This is a genomic window from Thioalkalivibrio sp. ALD1 (assembly GCF_000381245.1).
Taxonomy (GTDB): domain Bacteria; phylum Pseudomonadota; class Gammaproteobacteria; order Ectothiorhodospirales; family Ectothiorhodospiraceae; genus Thioalkalivibrio.
In genome coordinates this window covers 652,025-668,031 of the sequence record NZ_KB906241.1, presented here as the reverse complement: position 1 = coordinate 668,031, position 16,007 = coordinate 652,025, and the positions used below count along the sequence as shown (strand labels likewise).

Annotated in this window: 18 protein-coding genes; 10 read left to right on the top strand and 8 right to left on the bottom strand. The window is 65.9% G+C overall.

Translation table 11 applies throughout. From position 1 onward, the window contains the following. The first annotated feature begins 44 nt into the window (after positions 1–44). From hemA to prmC, 3 genes are read left to right on the top strand one after another with little or no spacing between them, the layout of a single operon-like run. Positions 45–1,343, top strand: a complete 1,299-nt coding sequence (hemA, locus tag F623_RS0103130) for a glutamyl-tRNA reductase (protein WP_018860752.1) — start codon at positions 45–47, stop codon at positions 1,341–1,343. Beyond that, a complete protein-coding gene (gene prfA, locus F623_RS0103125) occupies positions 1,340–2,425 on the top strand; it encodes a peptide chain release factor 1 (protein WP_018860753.1) in 1,086 nt (361 codons plus the stop codon). The genes hemA and prfA overlap by 4 nt, the downstream gene beginning before the upstream one ends. Then, on the top strand, positions 2,425–3,282 hold the full coding sequence (gene prmC, locus F623_RS0103120) for a peptide chain release factor N(5)-glutamine methyltransferase (protein ID WP_018860754.1): 858 nt from the start codon (positions 2,425–2,427) through the stop codon (positions 3,280–3,282). The genes prfA and prmC overlap by 1 nt, the downstream gene beginning before the upstream one ends. Before the next feature lie 50 nt (positions 3,283–3,332). On the opposite strand, the gene F623_RS0103115 is transcribed toward prmC, so the two are convergent. Continuing rightward, positions 3,333–3,692, bottom strand: coding sequence for a hypothetical protein (locus F623_RS0103115; protein WP_026278580.1), 360 nt, complete (start codon positions 3,690–3,692; stop codon positions 3,333–3,335). 163 nt (positions 3,693–3,855) lie between these two features. Here F623_RS0103115 and F623_RS0103110 point away from each other — a divergent pair, with 163 nt between their 5' ends. After that, positions 3,856–4,611, top strand: a complete 756-nt coding sequence (locus tag F623_RS0103110) for a molybdopterin-synthase adenylyltransferase MoeB (protein ID WP_018860755.1) — start codon at positions 3,856–3,858, stop codon at positions 4,609–4,611. A 13-nt stretch (positions 4,612–4,624) separates the two neighbouring features. Here F623_RS0103110 and F623_RS0103105 read toward each other — a convergent pair whose 3' ends face one another. The 5 genes from F623_RS0103105 to gatC all read right to left on the bottom strand — a co-directional run bounded on the left by F623_RS0103105 (position 4,625) and on the right by gatC (position 9,308). Next, on the bottom strand, positions 4,625–5,041 hold the full coding sequence (locus F623_RS0103105; protein WP_018860756.1) for a hypothetical protein: 417 nt from the start codon (positions 5,039–5,041) through the stop codon (positions 4,625–4,627). 99 nt (positions 5,042–5,140) lie between these two features. Beyond that, the gene (gene hslO, locus F623_RS0103100; protein ID WP_018860757.1) at positions 5,141–6,037 is read right to left on the bottom strand and encodes an Hsp33 family molecular chaperone HslO; all 897 of its coding nucleotides are present in this window, start codon (positions 6,035–6,037) and stop codon (positions 5,141–5,143) included. Positions 6,038–6,055: 18 nt separating this feature from the next. Next, complete coding sequence (gene gatB / locus F623_RS0103095) at positions 6,056–7,489, bottom strand: Asp-tRNA(Asn)/Glu-tRNA(Gln) amidotransferase subunit GatB (RefSeq protein ID WP_018860758.1); 1,434 nt, start codon at positions 7,487–7,489, stop codon at positions 6,056–6,058. Between the two features lie 10 nt (positions 7,490–7,499). After that, positions 7,500–8,951: an Asp-tRNA(Asn)/Glu-tRNA(Gln) amidotransferase subunit GatA gene (gene gatA / locus F623_RS0103090; RefSeq protein WP_018860759.1), complete on the bottom strand. Its 1,452-nt coding sequence runs from the start codon at positions 8,949–8,951 to the stop codon at positions 7,500–7,502. Between the two features lie 69 nt (positions 8,952–9,020). After that, a complete protein-coding gene (gene gatC, locus F623_RS0103085; RefSeq protein ID WP_018860760.1) occupies positions 9,021–9,308 on the bottom strand; it encodes an Asp-tRNA(Asn)/Glu-tRNA(Gln) amidotransferase subunit GatC in 288 nt (95 codons plus the stop codon). 144 nt (positions 9,309–9,452) lie between these two features. Between gatC and F623_RS0103080 the strand changes: the two genes are divergently transcribed. The 5 genes from F623_RS0103080 to rnd all read left to right on the top strand — a co-directional run bounded on the left by F623_RS0103080 (position 9,453) and on the right by rnd (position 13,615). Continuing rightward, the gene (locus F623_RS0103080) at positions 9,453–10,499 is read left to right on the top strand and encodes a rod shape-determining protein (RefSeq protein WP_012981744.1); all 1,047 of its coding nucleotides are present in this window, start codon (positions 9,453–9,455) and stop codon (positions 10,497–10,499) included. Between the two features lie 131 nt (positions 10,500–10,630). After that, entirely contained in the window at positions 10,631–11,566 is a 936-nt protein-coding gene (gene mreC, locus F623_RS0103075; protein ID WP_155984189.1) for a rod shape-determining protein MreC, read from the top strand. Continuing rightward, positions 11,563–12,054, top strand: a complete 492-nt coding sequence (mreD, locus tag F623_RS0103070; protein WP_018860762.1) for a rod shape-determining protein MreD — start codon at positions 11,563–11,565, stop codon at positions 12,052–12,054. The genes mreC and mreD overlap by 4 nt, the downstream gene beginning before the upstream one ends. A gap of 90 nt (positions 12,055–12,144) precedes the next feature. Next, entirely contained in the window at positions 12,145–12,447 is a 303-nt protein-coding gene (locus tag F623_RS0103065; protein WP_018860763.1) for a DUF1244 domain-containing protein, read from the top strand. Then, positions 12,440–13,615: a ribonuclease D gene (gene rnd, locus F623_RS0103060; RefSeq protein ID WP_018860764.1), complete on the top strand. Its 1,176-nt coding sequence runs from the start codon at positions 12,440–12,442 to the stop codon at positions 13,613–13,615. The genes F623_RS0103065 and rnd overlap by 8 nt, the downstream gene beginning before the upstream one ends. 29 nt (positions 13,616–13,644) lie before the next feature. Here the strand turns inward: rnd and F623_RS0103055 are convergent, their stop codons facing one another. Next, positions 13,645–14,082 carry a hypothetical protein gene (locus F623_RS0103055; protein ID WP_018860765.1) on the bottom strand — a complete coding sequence of 146 codons (438 nt, stop codon included), beginning with the start codon at positions 14,080–14,082 and terminating at the stop codon, positions 13,645–13,647. 133 nt (positions 14,083–14,215) lie between these two features. Between F623_RS0103055 and F623_RS13010 the strand changes: the two genes are divergently transcribed. Then, complete coding sequence (locus F623_RS13010; protein WP_081616561.1) at positions 14,216–14,704, top strand: SprT-like domain-containing protein; 489 nt, start codon at positions 14,216–14,218, stop codon at positions 14,702–14,704. Positions 14,705–14,741: 37 nt separating this feature from the next. Here F623_RS13010 and waaA read toward each other — a convergent pair whose 3' ends face one another. After that, positions 14,742–16,001 (bottom strand): lipid IV(A) 3-deoxy-D-manno-octulosonic acid transferase, encoded by a 1,260-nt coding sequence (gene waaA / locus F623_RS0103050; protein ID WP_018860766.1) that lies wholly within the window; start codon positions 15,999–16,001, stop codon positions 14,742–14,744. Between the last annotated feature and the right edge of the window lie 6 nt (positions 16,002–16,007).

Sequence of the window (16,007 nt, the reverse complement as noted above, 5' to 3'; positions counted from 1 at the left end):
TTTTGGGGGCCTTTTCCGGGCATTTGCGGCACAATAGCGTCAGCATGCTGTTCACTCTTGGCATTAATCACAAGACCGCCCCGGTCGCGATCCGCGAACGGCTGTCGGTGAACGAAAGCCAGCTCGGCGAGGCCCTGCACTCGCTGCGCTCGGGTGTCCTGTTGCCGGAAACCGCGATCCTGTCGACCTGCAACCGCACCGAGGTGTACTTCCGCGAGGGCGGCAATCAGTCGGAACACCGTGTGCTGGACTGGCTGGGCGGCTACCACGGCATCGACCGCGACGAACTCAGGCCCTACCTCTACCTGCACCACGACGGCTCCGCGGTGCGCCACACCCTGCGTGTGGCGAGCGGACTGGACTCGCTGGTCCTCGGGGAGCCCCAGATCCTCGGGCAGATGAAGACGGCCTACCAGCATGCCCACGACGCCGGCACGCTGGGCCGTTCGCTGGAGCGCCTGTTCCAGCATGCCTTTGCCACCGCCAAGGACGTGCGCACCCAGACCGCGATCGGCCAGAGCGCCGTCTCCGTGGCCTTTGCCGCGGTCTCGCTGGCGCGCCAGATCTTTGGCGACCTGAAGCCGCTGACCGCACTGGTGATCGGCGCCGGGGAAACGATCGAACTGGCGCTGCAGCACCTGTCCGGCCACGGGATCGGCCAGGTGATCGTCGCCAACCGTACCGAGGAGCGCGCGCAGGCCGTGGCCGAGCGCTTCGATGCCCACGCGATCAGCCTGAACCAGTTGCCGGATCGCCTGGCCGAGGCCGACATCGTGATCTCCTCCACCGCCGCGCCGCTGCCGATCCTCGGCAAGGGGGCGGTGGAACGTGCCCTGCGCAAGCGCCGGCACAAGCCGATCTTCATGGTCGACATCGCCGTCCCGCGCGACATCGAGCCCGAGGTCGGCCAGCTCGAGGACGTCTACCTCTACACGGTGGATGACCTCCAGGAAGTGATCGACGAGAACATGGCCTCGCGCCAGGCCGCCGCCGCGCAGGCCGAGGAGATCATCACCCAGCGCGCCAGCGAATTCATGCGCTGGCTGCGCGCCCGCGACTCCGTCGACAGCATCCGCCAGCTGCGTCAGCGCGCCGAGGCCGTCAAGGCGGAATCCCTGTCCAAGGCCGAGGCGATGCTGCGCGCCGGCAAGTCGCCGGAAGAGGCCATGCAGCTGCTGGCCCACAGCCTGACCAACAAGCTGATGCACGCCCCCTGCAAGTCGCTGAACACCGCCGCGCACGAGGGCGACGCGCGCCTGCTTGATGCCGCCCACCGGCTGTTCCAGCTGCCCAGCCCGGAAGACGACCCCGGCCACGACCCTGAATCCGGCCCCCGTTCGTGAAGGCCTCGTTCCGCACCAAGCTCGAGGGCCTGGCGGAGCGCCATGCCGAGATCGCGCAGCTGCTGGCCACGCCGGACGCCGCCGAGGACGCCGACCAGCTGCGCCGTTTGTCGCAGGAATACAGCCAGCTCGAACCGGTCGCCGAGGCCTGGCGGGCCTGGCACGACAACCAGGCCGCGCTGGAAGAGGCCCGCGCGATGCTCGCGGAGGACGACCCCGAGCTGCGCGCAATGGCCGAGGCCGAGATCGAGACCCTGACGGAACAGACCGAGGCGCTGGAGGCCGAGCTCCATCGCCATCTGATCCCGAAGGACCCACACGACAACGCCAACGTGTTCCTCGAGATCCGTGCCGGCACCGGCGGCGACGAGGCCGCAATCTTCGCCGGCGACCTGCTGCGCATGTACACCCGCTACGCCGAACAACAGGGCTGGAAGCTGGAAATCCTCAGCGCCAGCGAGGGCGAGCACGGCGGCTACCGCGAAGTGATCGGACGCCTGGCCGGCCAGGGCGCCTTCTCGCGACTCAAGTTCGAATCCGGCGCCCACCGCGTTCAGCGCGTCCCGGAGACCGAATCCCAGGGCCGCATCCACACCTCCGCGGCCACGGTCGCCATCCTGCCGGAGCTGGACGAGGTCGAGATGCCGGAGATCAACCCGGCCGACCTGCGCGTGGACACCTTCCGCGCCTCCGGGGCCGGCGGCCAGCACGTCAACAAGACCGACTCGGCGATCCGCCTGACCCACCTGCCCACCGGCATCGTGGTCGAGTGCCAGGAAGAACGCTCGCAGCACAAGAACCGCGCCAAGGCCATGACCTACCTCGCCGCCCGCCTGTTCGAGGCCGAGCGCGAGGCCCAGGACGCCGCGCAGAGCGCCGAGCGCAAGAGCCTGGTCGGAAGCGGCGACCGCTCCGAACGCATCCGCACCTACAACTTCCCGCAGGGCCGCGTCACCGACCACCGCATCAACCTGACCCTGTACAAGCTGGAACAGGTGATGGCCGGCGACCTCGACCCGGTGATCGACCCACTGATCCACGAATACCAGGCCGAACAGCTCGCGACTCTCGCGGACGCGTAATGGAAACGCCTGCCACGCTGGATGCCCTGCTGCGGGAGCTGCGCGACCGTCTGCAGGCGGCCGGATCGGACGAGCCGGGTCTCGAGGCCCGGCTGCTGCTCGGCGCGGCGACCGGGCTCGACACCAGCGCCCTGATCGCCCGCGGGCTCGATGTCGCCTCCGCGTCGCAGCGCGAACGTGCCGACACCCTGTGCCGGCGTCGCGAGGCGGGTGAGCCGATCGCCCACATCCTCGGCCGGCGCGCCTTCTGGACCCTCGATCTCGGGGTCTCCCCCGCCTGTCTGATCCCGCGCCCGGAGACCGAACTCCTGGTGGAACAGGCAATCGCGACCATCGACGCCTGCGAGCGCGCGCATCCCCGGGTGCTGGACCTGGGCACCGGCAGCGGCGCAATCATCCTCGCGCTGAAGGCGGAACGCCCGGCCATAGAGGCCGTCGCCACCGACCGCAGCGCGGACGCCCTGCGCCAGGCCCGTGCGAACGCAGACACCCTGGGGCTGGACGTGACCTTCCTGCAGGGGACGTGGCTCGCCGCGCTCAAGCCCGGGGACACCTTCGACGTGATCGTCAGCAACCCGCCCTACATTGACCCCGACGACCCCCACCTGACCCGAGGCGACCTGCGCTTCGAGCCACGGGAGGCACTGGCCGCGCCGGAAGCCGGGCTCGGCGACCTGTACACCATCATCGACACCGCATTCCTCCACCTGCTCCCGGGCGCGCCTCTGCTCCTGGAGCACGGGTTTGATCAGGCCCGCGACGTTCGGGCCCGCATGGAGCGGGCAGGCTATCGCGAGGTGCGGAGTTTGCGTGACCCCGCCGAACTCGAGCGCGTCACAATCGGAAGCCGCCCATAAAAAAAGCCCCGGCGCGAACGCCGGGGCCAACCGTGTGATGCGGGTATAGCCTAGAACGGCAGATGCAGATGCAGGTTCATCGAGCCACTCGGCGAGCGGTGTCGCGGGCGGCTGTGGTAGTGGTAATGATGGTGCTGCTGGTAGCTGTGATAGTGCCGGTGATGATGACCACGCCCGCGTTTGTGCGAGCGCTTGGAATGCTTGTAGCCACGATAGCCGGGATGGCTGCGGGCATGCGGCGGGCCGCCATAATGGCCCGGGCGATGATGCACATGCTGCAGGGCATCGGGGTCGAAGGCCGCGGCACCGGTGTGCACAAAGCCGGAGACCGGCTGGGCCGCATGCGCCGGGGCCGCCAGGGCAAACACCAGCAACGCCGCCGGCGCCAGGGCGATCATCATGCGTTTCATCGTGTACCTCCTTGGACTGCGCAACTGGCAGAATTGCCAAGGTCCAAATTACGGGGTCTTCCTGAACGGTTCCTAACCGAGCCGCCCCAGGAGCGTGACGCCGGTTACACTTTTCCGTACTACGTGACTAAGCCTTGACCCGATTCACACTGGAGAACGCCCCGTGGATGACCCGGAACTGCTGCGCTACAGCCGCCAGATCATGCTGCCCGGTGTCGGGGTCGAGGGGCAGCAGGGCCTGCAGGAGGCCCACGCGGTCATCATGGGCCTGGGTGGCCTGGGTTCGCCCGTAGCCGCCTACCTCGCGGCTGCCGGGGTCGGGCGACTCACGCTCGTCGACCCGGATCATGTCGAGGTCACGAACCTGCAGCGACAGATCCTGCATACCGATGCGGATATCGGTCGCGACAAGGTGGAGTCCGCGGCGCGGCGCCTGGCGGCGATGAATCCCAACTGTCGCGTCGAGACCCGCGCCGAACGCCTGGATGTGCCTGCCATGAGCACCCTGTTCGCGAAGGCCGACGTGGTTCTGGACGGCACCGACAACTTCGCCAGCCGGGGCGCAATCAACCGCGCGGCGGTTGCCAGCGGTACACCGCTGGTCTCCGGCGCGGTAATCCGCTTCGAGGGACAGCTCACCACCTTCGACTACCGCGACCCGGGGGCCGCCTGCTACCACTGCCTGTATGGCGAGGGCGGCGGGGACGAGGACACCTGTGCAGCCAATGGCGTGCTGGCCAGCCTGCCGGGGGTAATCGGCAGCCTGCAGGCCACCGAGGCGCTCAAACTGCTGATCGGGCTCCCGACCCTGAGCGGGCGGCTGCTGATCGTGGATGCGACCAGCATGCAGTTTCGCGAGATTCGTCTGCGCCGCGATCCGGATTGCCCGGTCTGCGCACAGCGTCCGGCCCGGGCCTGACGAAGACGCTGAGTCAGTCGCTGGAGCGGGGCCGGAAGGCGACCACCTGGCCACGGGGGATACGTTGATCCTCCTGGGCCAGAGCAGCGGCCAGACGGTCGGCCATGCAAGCCAGGGCGCGATTGGTGACCATGGTTGCCATGGAGTGATAAAGGCGCAGCTCGCAGGCCACCGGGCGATGCAGGTTATGACGATGGGCGGCGCGAAAGGCCGTCCAGGCCACCACCGGCATGTCGTTGAGCACGCGATCCACCACGACCCACGCATCCGGCTGCAGGATCAGGTCCAGGTGCTTCAGGATTGGCAGGGGCAGGCGGATCTCGGGGCCCAGCCGACGCAGGGCCAGGGCCGCCTGGTTGTAATAGCGGGCCTCGACCTGCCATCCGGGCCGGGTATCCAGAGTGGGAATCTCGGTATGCCGGGAATACATGACCAGCCCCCGCTAGGGAAACACTGATGCCATTGCTATCTCTATAGCAAAGACTGCCGCCCGGCGGGAAGATTCCGTGTCCGGTTTATTTGAACCCGGCTACTGGCGCGTGTCGGGGGTTGGCGGCTGGACCGCCTGGGTGGCGCAGAGGGCCTCGGCATCCACCGGGTCGAAGTGATATTGCGCGTTGCAGAACTCGCAGGTCACCTCGATGCGGCCCTGCTCCTCGATGATGCTGCGGATCTCGTCCTGCCCGAGGCCGCGCAGGGTCTCGGACACCCGTTCGCGCGAGCAGGGGCAGTGGAACTGGACCGGGGTCCCGTCGAACAGGCGTACGCGCTCCTCGGCGAACAGCCGGCCGAGCAGCGTGCCGGCATCCAGCTTCAGCATCTCCTCGGGGCTCGTGGTATCGGCCAGGATGTTCGCACGGTTCCAGTCCTCGGAATCACGCGTGACTGCATGACCACCCTCGCCGGGTACCGCCTGCAAGAGCATCCCGGCCGCGGACTGGCCATTGGCCGCCAGCCACAACCGGGTGGGTAGTTGCTCGGAACGCTCGAAGTAAACGTTCATTGCATCCGCCAGGGTCTCGCCCTCCAGCTCGACCACGCCCTGGTAGCGCTCGCCGCCGTCGCCCGGGTCCAGCGTCAGCATCAACCGGGCGTTTTCGCCGGCACACTGGGCCAGCGTCGCATCCTCGGGCGGCGTCTCACGGAAGCGGGCCAAGCCGCGCAGCCGACCCTGGCCATCGGCCTGGGCCACGATCATGTGCACGGGACCGGTGCCGGTCACCTGCAGGATCAGCGAGCCGTCGAACTTGAGCGTGGCGGCCGTCAGCGCCACAGCCGCATAGGCCTGACCCAGCAGGTCGCGCACCACCGGCGGATACTCGTGGCGTTGCAGCAGGGCCTGCCAGGCGGCGTCCAGGTGCACCCATTCGCCACGCACCCCAGCCTCCTCCAGCATGAAGCGGTGCAGGGTGTCGGTTTCACGCATGGAGTCCGCAGCCCTGCATCATCCGTCCAGCTTGGCCTTCAGGCGCTCGTTTACCTGGGCCGGGTTGGCCTTGCCCTGGGTGGCCTTCATTACCTGGCCGACAAAGAAGCCGAACAGCTTGTCCTTGCCGCCGCGGTACTGCTCCAGCTGCTGCGGATTGTTGGCCATCACCTCGTCGATGATCGCGTCGATCGCGCCGGTATCGGTGATCTGCTTGAGCCCCTTGGCCTCGATCACGGTGTCGGCATCGCCCTCGCCGTTCCACATCGCTTCGAAGACCTCCTTGGCGATTTTGCCGGAGATGGTCTCGTCCTGGATGCGGGCCAGGAGCCCGGCCAGGCCCTCGGCGTTCACCGGGGCCTCGGCCAGTTCGACCTCGGAGCGGTTCAGCGCCGCGGAGAACTCGCCCATCACCCAGTTGGCGGCGAGCTTGGGCGCGCCACAGCCGGCGGCGACGGCCTCGTAGAAATCGCCCATCTCGCGCGCGGCGGTCAGCACACCGGCGTCATAGTCGGACAGGCCGTACTGCTCGACAAAGCGGGCGCGCTTGGCATCCGGCAGCTCCGGAAGCTTCTCGCGCATCTGGTTCACGAACGCCGTGTCCACCACCACCGGTAGCAGGTCCGGATCGGGGAAATAGCGGTAGTCGTTGGCCTCTTCCTTGGTGCGCATGGAGCGCGTCTCGTCGCGATCCGGGTCGTACAGACGAGTCTCCTGGACGACACTGCCGCCACCCTCGATCACGTCGATCTGGCGCTCGATCTCGTGATTGATCGCGCGCTCGACGAAGCGGAAGGAGTTCAGGTTCTTCAGCTCCGCGCGGGTGCCGAACTCGGTCTGTCCCTTGGGCCGGATGGAGACGTTCGCATCACAGCGGAAGCTGCCTTCCTGCATGTTGCCATCGCAGATATCGAGATAGCGCACCAGCGAGTGCAGCTTTTTCATGTAGGCGACCGCCTCTTTCGCCGAGCGCAGTTCCGGCTCGGAGACGATCTCGATCAGCGGGGTACCGGCACGGTTGAGGTCGATGCCGGTCATCAACTCGAAGCCTTCGTGCAGGCTCTTGCCGGCGTCTTCCTCCAGGTGTGCGCGGGTCACCCCGATGCGCTTGATCGTGCCGTCCTCCAGCTCGATATCCAAATGCCCGCGGGCGACGATCGGCAGCTCGTACTGCGAAATCTGGTAGCCCTTGGGGAGGTCCGGGTAGAAGTAGTTCTTGCGCGCGAACACCGAGCGCGGGGTGATCTCGGCGTCAATCGCCAGCCCCAGCATCACGGCCTTCTCCACCGCACCCTGGTTGAGCACCGGCAGCACGCCGGGCATGCCCAGGTCCACCGCGCAGGCCTGGCGGTTGGGCTCGGCACCGTAGGCGGTCGGCGCCCCGGAGAAGATCTTGGAGATGGTGTTGAGCTGGGCGTGAATCTCCAGCCCGATGACGGTTTCCCATTCCATGCGGCGATCCTCAGGCGAAGGCCGCCGGCACACGGGTGTGCCAGTCGGTTTCTTGCTGGTACTGGTGGGCGACACCGAGCAGGCGCGCCTCGTCGAAGTAATTGCCGATCAGCTGCAGGCCCACCGGCAGGCCGTCGATCTCGCCGGCCGGCAGCGACATCGCCGGCAGGCCCGCGAGGTTCGCGGCGATGGTGTAGATGTCCGACAGGTACATGCTGACCGGATCGGCCTTGGCGCCCAGCGCGAACGGCAGCTCCGGCGTGGTCGGCCCGAGCAGGACGTCGACGTCCTGGAAAGCGCTGCGGAAGTCGTCGGCAATGATGCGGCGGACCTTCTGCGCCTTCAGGTAGTAGGCGTCGTAATAGCCGGCAGACAGTACGTAGGTGCCGACCATGATGCGGCGCTTCACCTCGTCGCCGAAGCCCTCCCCGCGCGAACGGGTGTAGAGGTCCATCAGATCCTTGGGGTCGTCGCAGCGGTGGCCGTAGCGCACGCCGTCGAAGCGCGCAAGATTGGATGAGCACTCCGCCGGGGCAATCACGTAATAGGCCGGCACCGACAGATGGCTGTTCGGCAGGCTGACCTCGCGGATCTCGGCGCCGCGGCCCTTGAGCACCTCAACGGCCGCGTCGATCACGCCGCGCACCTTCTCGTCCAGGCCCTCGCCGAAAAACTCCTTCGGCAGACCGATACGCAGCCCCTTCAGGTCCTGGTTCAGACCGGCGGTGAAGTCCTCGGCCGGACGCTCGACGCTGGTGGAGTCGCGCGGATCGAAACCGGCCATGGCGTTCAGCATCAGGCCACAGTCCTCGGCGGTCGCGGCCATCGGACCGCCCTGGTCGAGACTGGAGGCGAAGGCGATCATGCCGTAGCGCGAAACGCGGCCATAAGTGGGTTTGAGGCCGGTAATACCGCAGAACGCGGCGGGTTCACGGATCGATCCGCCGGTGTCGGTGCCGGTCGCCCCCGGCACCAGGCGCGCGCCCACCGCCGCGGCGGAGCCACCCGAAGAGCCGCCCGGGACACGCTCGATATCCCAGGGATTGCGCACCGGGCCGTAGAAACTGGTCTCGTTGGACGAGCCCATCGCGAACTCGTCCATGTTCGTCTTGCCGAGCATCACCGCACCGGCGGCATTCATCCGCTCGACGACGGTGGCGTCGTAAGGCGAGACGAAGGGATCGAGCATGCGCGAACCGCAGGAGGTGCGCACGCCCTCGGTGCAGAAAATGTCCTTCTGCGCGACCGGCACACCCAGCAGCGGGGTCTGTTCACCATTGGCCAGACGGGCATCGGCCGCTTCGGCCTGCGCCAGCGCGGACTCGGCGGTCACGGTAATAAAGCTGTTGAGCTGCGGATCGAAGCGCTCGATCCGCTCCAGATACAGCTGAGTCAGCTCGCGCGAGCTGATCTCGCGGGCCTGAAGCCTGCGCACCCAGCCGGACAGGGTTTCCTGGGACATGGTTTCGAGAACTCTTGTCGACAAAAAGCGTGATGAATTCGGCGGAATCGTACCGGTGGCGCCCGCGGGTTACTCGATGACGCGCGGCACCAGGTAGAGCCCACCCTCGACGGCCGGCGCAATCGCCTGAAATCCCTCGCGATTATCGGGCTCGGTGACGGCGTCCGGGCGCAGCCGCTGCTCGGCGTCCAGCGGATGGGCCATGGGTTCCACACCCTCGATGGGGGCGCCGTCGAGTTGTTCGACGAAAGCAAAGATGTCGCTCAAACCGCCGGCAAACTCACGGGCCTTTTCGTCGCTCATCGCCAGACGAGCAAGATGCGCGATGCGCTGAACTTCGGAGGCTTCTACGGACATGGTTCGGACAGGGCCCCTGTATCAGTCGATGATGATGCGGGAAACGGCCGGCAAACTTACCACAAAGCCGTTATTGCCCAAACCCCGGGCAGTTGCTAGAGTCTCGGGCTTTCCCGCCCGACCACCAACGCAGGTTTCTTCTTCATGTTCAAACGCCTCCTGGGGTTGTTCTCCAACGACATCTCCATCGACCTCGGCACTGCCAACACGCTTATTTACATGCGCGGGCAGGGCATCGTCCTGAACGAGCCATCCGTGGTCGCGATCCGGCAGGACCGGGGGCCGGGAGGCCCGCGCTCCATCGAGGCCGTGGGGATCGAGGCGAAGAAGATGCTGGGACGCACACCCGAACACGTGGTGACGATCCGCCCGATGAAGGACGGCGTGATCGCCGACTTCACCACCACCGAGAAGATGCTCCAGTACTTCATCAAGAAGGTGCACGAGCGGCGGATCTTCCGCCCCAGCCCGCGCGTGCTGGTCTGCGTGCCCTGTGGCGCGACGCAGGTGGAGCGCCGCGCGATCCGCGAGTCCGCGTTCGGTGCCGGGGCGCGCAAAGTGTATCTGCTGCAGGAGCCGGTGGCGGCCGCGATTGGTGCCGGCATCCCGTTGGACGAGGCCGTCGGCTCGATGGTGCTGGACATTGGCGGCGGGACCTCCGAGGTCGCGGTGCTGTCGATGAACGGCATCGTCTACTCCGAGTCCGTGCGCATCGGCGGCGATACCTTCGACGAGGCGATCATGTCGTATGTGCGTCGCAACTACGGCGTGCTGATCGGCGAGGCCACCGCCGAGCGCATCAAGCATGCGGTCGGGTCGGCCTATCCGGGCAAGGAACTGCTGGAGATCGAGGTCAAGGGCCGCAACCTGGCCGAGGGCGTGCCGCGCTCGTTCACGCTGAACTCCAACGAGATCCTCGAGGCCCTGCAGGATCCGCTGTACGGGATCGTCTCCGCCGTGCGTACCGCGCTGGAGCAGACCCCACCGGAACTGGGCTCCGATGTCGCCGAGCGCGGCATCGTACTGACCGGCGGCGGCGCGCTGCTGCAGCAGATCGATCGCCTGCTGATGGAAGAGACCGGCATCCCGGTGGTCATCGCCGACGATCCGCTGACCTGTGTGGCGCGTGGTGGCGGCCGCGTACTGGAGATGCTCGACGAGAAACAGGTGGACTTCCTGTCCATGGAGTAGACTCCGGGCTGGATCGGGGCGAGATGGGGCGCCGCCCCGCATTCCGGGTACACGGTGGGGTCCAGCCCGTCGCGCCCGCCGACCGCGGGGCGCCCCCGGCCCAACCACGACCCGCAACCGGAGGTTGAACTATCAGCAAGCCGCTGTTCAGACTGGGCGTATCGCCCACTCTGCGCCTGCTCGCGGTCATCCTGCTGGGGGTGGCGCTGATGGCGCTGGACCACCGGCTGAACGAGCTGCAGACGGTGCGCAATGCACTGTCCACCATCGCCTACCCCTTGCAAGTCGCAGTGGATGCCCCGATCCGGGCGGGCAGTCGACTGCTCGAATCCTTCACCAGTCGCGAAGATCTGATCACCGAGAATCGCATCCTGCGCGACGAGAATGCGGAGTTGCGGGCTCGTCAACTGCGCTTCGACGCGTTGCAGATGGAGAACGACCGCCTGCGGGCGCTGCTGAATACGGCCGAACGCGCGGAAGAACGCGTCGAGATCGCCAAACTCCTGGCCGTGGACCTGGACCCCTTTCGCCAGCAGATCGTACTGAGCAAGGGCAGCCGACACGATGTCTACCCCGGGCAGCCGGTGATTCACCCCGATGGCGTAATCGGCCAAGTCCTTTCGACCCAGATGACCAGCTCCACCGCCCTGCTGATCTCCGACCCGGGCCATGCCCTGCCCGTGCTCAGTGCGCGCACCGGCCTGCGCGGCATTGTCGTCGGCACCGGCAATCCGCGGCGCCTGGAGATGCGGCACGTGCCACCCCAGGAGGATATCGAGGAAGGCGACCTCCTGCTGACATCCGGTCTGGGCGGACGCTTCCCGCCGGACTACCCGGTCGCCCGTGTGATCTCGGTCGAACGTCAGCCCGGCCAGCCATTCCTGGATATCCAGGCCGAACCGCTGGCGGCCCTGGATCGCTCGCGGGAAGTCCTGTTGCTGTGGACCGACGAGGTCCCGGATGCGGATGCCGACACGACATCAAACACCGAAGAGGATGAACTGGACGACAGCGGATCAGAGCCCGCAACCGGGACCAGCACTCCGGAGGCGGATGAGGCCCCATGAACCGAGCACTGGGCATCCCCTGGCTGGTCGCCCTGACCCTGGTATTTGCACTGGCGCTATCCATCGTGCCCATGCCGGACACCCTGCCCCCGGCCCGGCCTGAATGGCTGTTGCTGACGCTGGTGTACTGGACCATGGCTTTCCCCCAGCGTATCGGTGTACTGACGGCTTTTGCCATGGGGCTGTTGCTGGACACCCTGCACGGCCAACTGCTTGGGCAAAACGCCATCGCCCTCGCGGTCGTGGCCTACATCGTGCTGCAGATCCACCCGCGACTGCGCGTTTATCCCCTGTGGCAGCAAGCCATCGTGATCGCCGTGATCACGGCGCTTTACAAGCTGTTGGCCCTGTGGCCGCAGGGCGCGATCGGACTGCCGCCCGGAAGCGCCTGGTACTGGGCCCCGGTGGCCACCAGCGCACTCGTCTGGCCCCTGATCTTTCTGCTGTTGCGCGACATGCGTCGACGCTGGCTGCTCCATCTAAGCTGAACGCCCGAGGTCAGTCCCGGTCGAACGCCCCCAAAAGCTGTTCCATACTGTGTGCACCGAGGGAAACACTGATCAATGGAGATATCCACGATGGATCCGAAGACCCGCACCGAGATCGAAGCCGCCGTCTTCCAGCGCCTTCTGCAACACCTGGATGAACGCAAGGATGTCCAGAACATCGACCTGATGAATCTCGCCGGCTTCTGCCGCAACTGCCTGTCCAAGTGGTACGTCGCGGCCGCCGAAGAACGCGGCGAGTCGATCGATTACGAGGGCGCCCGCGAGATCGTCTACGGCATGCCCTACAGCGAATGGAAGGAACGCTACCAGAAGGAAGCATCCGCCGAGCAGAAGGCGGCTTTCGACGCGAGCCAGAAATCGAATCATGCATGACCACGGGCTGATCGAGACGCCCGAAGACCTGCAGGCGTTCCTCGACTCCATTGCCGGAACAGACTGGATCGCCCTGGACACCGAGTTCCTGCGCGAGAAGACCTACTACCCGCAGCTCTGCCTGATCCAGGCCGCCACGCTGGATCAGCTCGCCTGCATCGACCCGTTGCAACTCGATATCCAGCAACTGGCCCCTCTGTTCCGGGACCCGGGCATCACCAAGGTTTTCCACGCCGCTTCGCAGGACATGGAGCTGCTGTATCGCGAATTGGGGTTTGTGCCCAGCCCGGTCTTCGACACCCAGATCGCGGCCAGCATGCTTGGCTACGGGGAACAGGTCGGCTACGCAAACCTGGTCAAGACCGTGCTCGAACGCGATCTCGACAAAAGCCAGACGCGGACCGACTGGTCCCGTCGGCCGCTAAGCGCAGAACAAATCCGCTATGCCGCGGACGATGTCCGCCACCTCGCAACGCTGTTCAATCGACTGTTGCACGAGCTGGACACCCACGACCGCATGCACTGGCTCCGCCCGGAGATGGAGGCCCTGAGCGATCCGGCACTGTACGAGCCGGACCCGGACCAAAGCTGGCAGCGAGTGTCGGGCGTGAAACGACTGAAGCCCAAGGAACGCGCCGTACTCAAGTGTGTCGCAGCCTGGCGCGAGCGCACTGCACAAAGCAGCAACCGACCCCGGCGTTGGGTGTTGTCCGATGATCTCCTGCTGGATATTGCGCGCCGCACACCGAGCACTGCCGAGGGCTTGCGCGAACTACGCCAGTTCCCCGGCGGGATGAAACCGGAACACATCAACTCGCTACTGGCAGCCATCAAGGAGGGGCAGGGCCTGCCGCGCGAAGATTGGCCGCATCTGCCCGAAAAGCCACGCCTTGGCGAACGCGACGAGGTCCTGGTCGATATCGGCATGGCGCTGCTACGCGAGTGCGCACGCGAACATCAGATCAGCGCCTCTGCGATCGCACAGCGCAAGGATGTGGTCGAACTCCTGAAGAGTGGCGGCAAAAATGGCCGCCTGGCAAGCGGCTGGCGCCAGGAGATTGCAGGCCACACGATCCAAAGCTGGTTCAACGGCGAGAGCCGCCTTGTCTGCAGCCCCGGGAATGGGGTCGAACTCGAACCTCTGCCCGACACGATTGCGGCGGAATAACCGCCGCAATCGACAAACGTCAAATCGGCTCAGGCCGCGGTCTTGTACACCCCGCGGCGCGGAGACTTCAAACGCCCCTGGCGCTTCAGATAGGCCAGAGTCTGCGAGATATTCTTGGTGTCCAGGCCGGCCTTCTCGGCGCGCTCCTTGATCTCCTTGGTCGCCATTTCGGATTTCTCGGCGACGATCTCGACCAGTTGCTGACTGACCGAGCTGCCTCCCCGGCCCCCACGCCGGCCACCACCAGCGCGACCAACGCGGCCGCCCAGCTCGCGTATCTGGCGCTCAAGCTCGTTGAGTTCCTTGCGGTGACGCGCGATCATCTCCTTGCGCTTTTCCATCAGCTTCTCGCGCTTCTTGCGGCGCTCCGCTTCCTGGCGCTCGGCTTCTTCCTTTTCCCGCTGACGGGCCAGGGCATACAGCTCTTCGGCGGAAAGTTCGGAGGCCTTCTTGCTATCCAGACTCATTTATATGACTCCTCGTTCGGAACTTCTCAATGACCAGAACGGCTCTCAATCCCTCGCACGCCCTAGACGAAATCTGCCGGACAGGAGAATATGATAAAAATGGAAGTAAATTACAAGACCCCCCCGAAATCAATTGACCAGGGACCAGGAAGCGAAGATTCACCAAAAGGTAAGGGAGCTTTACCGCAAGGCCAACCTCGACCTGCGGCACAGGACACCCGAGGTACTCTTTGATCTGCGGGGAAAAGCTGCGGGGCAATGGCGCGTCCGCGACGGGCGTGAGCAACTTCGTTTCAACCCCGAGGCCTTTTCTCAGGACTGGGATGCACACTTCCCGGATACCGTTGCCCACGAAGTCGCGCACTCCCTTGTATATCGAGCATCCGAATGGCGGCGTGTTCGGCCCCACGGTGCGGAATGGCGAGCCTGGATGCAGACCTTTGGCTGCCAGCCACGAGTCACACACAACACGCCCCTGCAGGGCAGGAGGGTCAAGACCTATACGTATCGTTGCGCCTGCCAGACGCATGCGCTGAGTGCACGCCGGCATTACTTGATCCAACGACGCCGATACCGCTATGAGTGCCGGGAATGCGGGCAACGACTACGGCGGGAAAAATAAGCAACCGAAAACAACCTGCTAAAGATTTGGTTGACACTCAACCATGCAGCCTAGGCTCCATCTCGGCCAGCACGCGGTCCACCGCACCGCGCCCTTCCTCGATCACAGAGCGCGCCGCATTGCCCATTGATCGTCGACATCCAGGATCGCGCAGCAAATCCGTGACTGAACGCCCCAGCGCCGCGGCATCCTGCACGCACCATAGCGCACCACGCTGTTCCAGCTGCTCAACCGCAAAAGCAAAATGCTCGGTACTGGGCCCCACAATCACCGGCAAACCAAGTGCGGCGGGCTCGAGTACGTTCTGCCCACCCTGGGGTACAAGACTCCCCCCCACAAAGGCAACATCCGCCGCCCCGAGATAGATGCCAATCTCGCCGATCGTATCGCCCACCAGCACATCCACCGGCGGACTCGGAAACTGTGTGCGCCTCCCAACGGAAAACCCCGATTGCCTGGCCGCCTCGAAAGCAACATCAAAGCGATTGCGGTGACGCGGCACCCAGAACAGCACGGTACCGGGATGAGATTCGCGCACCACGCGGTGGGCCTCGAGCACGGCCTCTTCTTCGCCTTCCCGCGTACTGACCGCGACCCAGACCGGTACTCCCTCGGGCGCAACGGACGCACGCAGCTTCCCCGCCTGTTCATACCCAGGCGGCAATGCGCGATCGAACTTCAGATTCCCCATCACCTGAACGCGCGCGTTCGACGCGCCCAGCTCGCGAAAGCCCCGCGCGGCCGACTCGTCCTGCGCGAGGATCTTCTCGGCACGTTCAAGGGTTTCCCGCACCAGTGGCTGCAAACGCCGATACCGCTTCAGCGATCGCGGCGACAGCCGCGCGCTCACCAACCAGAGCGGAATACCGGCCCGTTCACAGGCGCGATAGAGATTGGGCCAGAGTTCGGTCTCAATGATCAGAGCGGCGGCCGGGCGCGCTCGACGCAGGAATCGGCAAACGGCCCCGGGCAGGTCCAGCGGCAAGTAGGCATGCTGAACGTCGTTCCCTAGAGCAGCCTCCACACGGGCCGCCCCTTCCGGGGTCGTGGTCGTCATCAGCAACGCGCGCCCCGGATAATGGCTGCGCAAGGCACGCGCGAGCGGCAGCGCGGCCTCTACCTCACCCACCGAGGCCGCATGGAGCCAGATGGAACCGGGTGCCAGCGACTCCCCGAACCCCAACCACTCGCGCCAGCGGGCGACCGGCACACCGTTCGCCCGCGCACGGCGCGCCAGCCGCGCCAGCAATGCCGGAGAGGCCAGTCGCAGCAGCGCGGTGTACAGGACCTGGCGCATCACGGA

Coding starts and splice junctions, on each gene's coding strand:
- mreD (WP_018860762.1), top strand. CDS start 11,563: ATGAACCGAGCACTGGGCATCCCCTGGCTGGTCGCCCTGACCCTGGTA.
- F623_RS0103055 (WP_018860765.1), bottom strand. CDS start 14,082: ATGAGTCTGGATAGCAAGAAGGCCTCCGAACTTTCCGCCGAAGAGCTG.
- gatA (WP_018860759.1), bottom strand. CDS start 8,951: ATGTCCCAGGAAACCCTGTCCGGCTGGGTGCGCAGGCTTCAGGCCCGC.
- hemA (WP_018860752.1), top strand. CDS start 45: ATGCTGTTCACTCTTGGCATTAATCACAAGACCGCCCCGGTCGCGATC.
- F623_RS0103080 (WP_012981744.1), top strand. CDS start 9,453: ATGTTCAAACGCCTCCTGGGGTTGTTCTCCAACGACATCTCCATCGAC.
- F623_RS0103105 (WP_018860756.1), bottom strand. CDS start 5,041: ATGTATTCCCGGCATACCGAGATTCCCACTCTGGATACCCGGCCCGGA.
- rnd (WP_018860764.1), top strand. CDS start 12,440: ATGCATGACCACGGGCTGATCGAGACGCCCGAAGACCTGCAGGCGTTC.
- F623_RS0103115 (WP_026278580.1), bottom strand. CDS start 3,692: ATGAAACGCATGATGATCGCCCTGGCGCCGGCGGCGTTGCTGGTGTTT.
- gatB (WP_018860758.1), bottom strand. CDS start 7,489: ATGGAATGGGAAACCGTCATCGGGCTGGAGATTCACGCCCAGCTCAAC.
- waaA (WP_018860766.1), bottom strand. CDS start 16,001: ATGCGCCAGGTCCTGTACACCGCGCTGCTGCGACTGGCCTCTCCGGCA.
- F623_RS0103065 (WP_018860763.1), top strand. CDS start 12,145: ATGGATCCGAAGACCCGCACCGAGATCGAAGCCGCCGTCTTCCAGCGC.
- hslO (WP_018860757.1), bottom strand. CDS start 6,037: ATGCGTGAAACCGACACCCTGCACCGCTTCATGCTGGAGGAGGCTGGG.
- prmC (WP_018860754.1), top strand. CDS start 2,425: ATGGAAACGCCTGCCACGCTGGATGCCCTGCTGCGGGAGCTGCGCGAC.
- gatC (WP_018860760.1), bottom strand. CDS start 9,308: ATGTCCGTAGAAGCCTCCGAAGTTCAGCGCATCGCGCATCTTGCTCGT.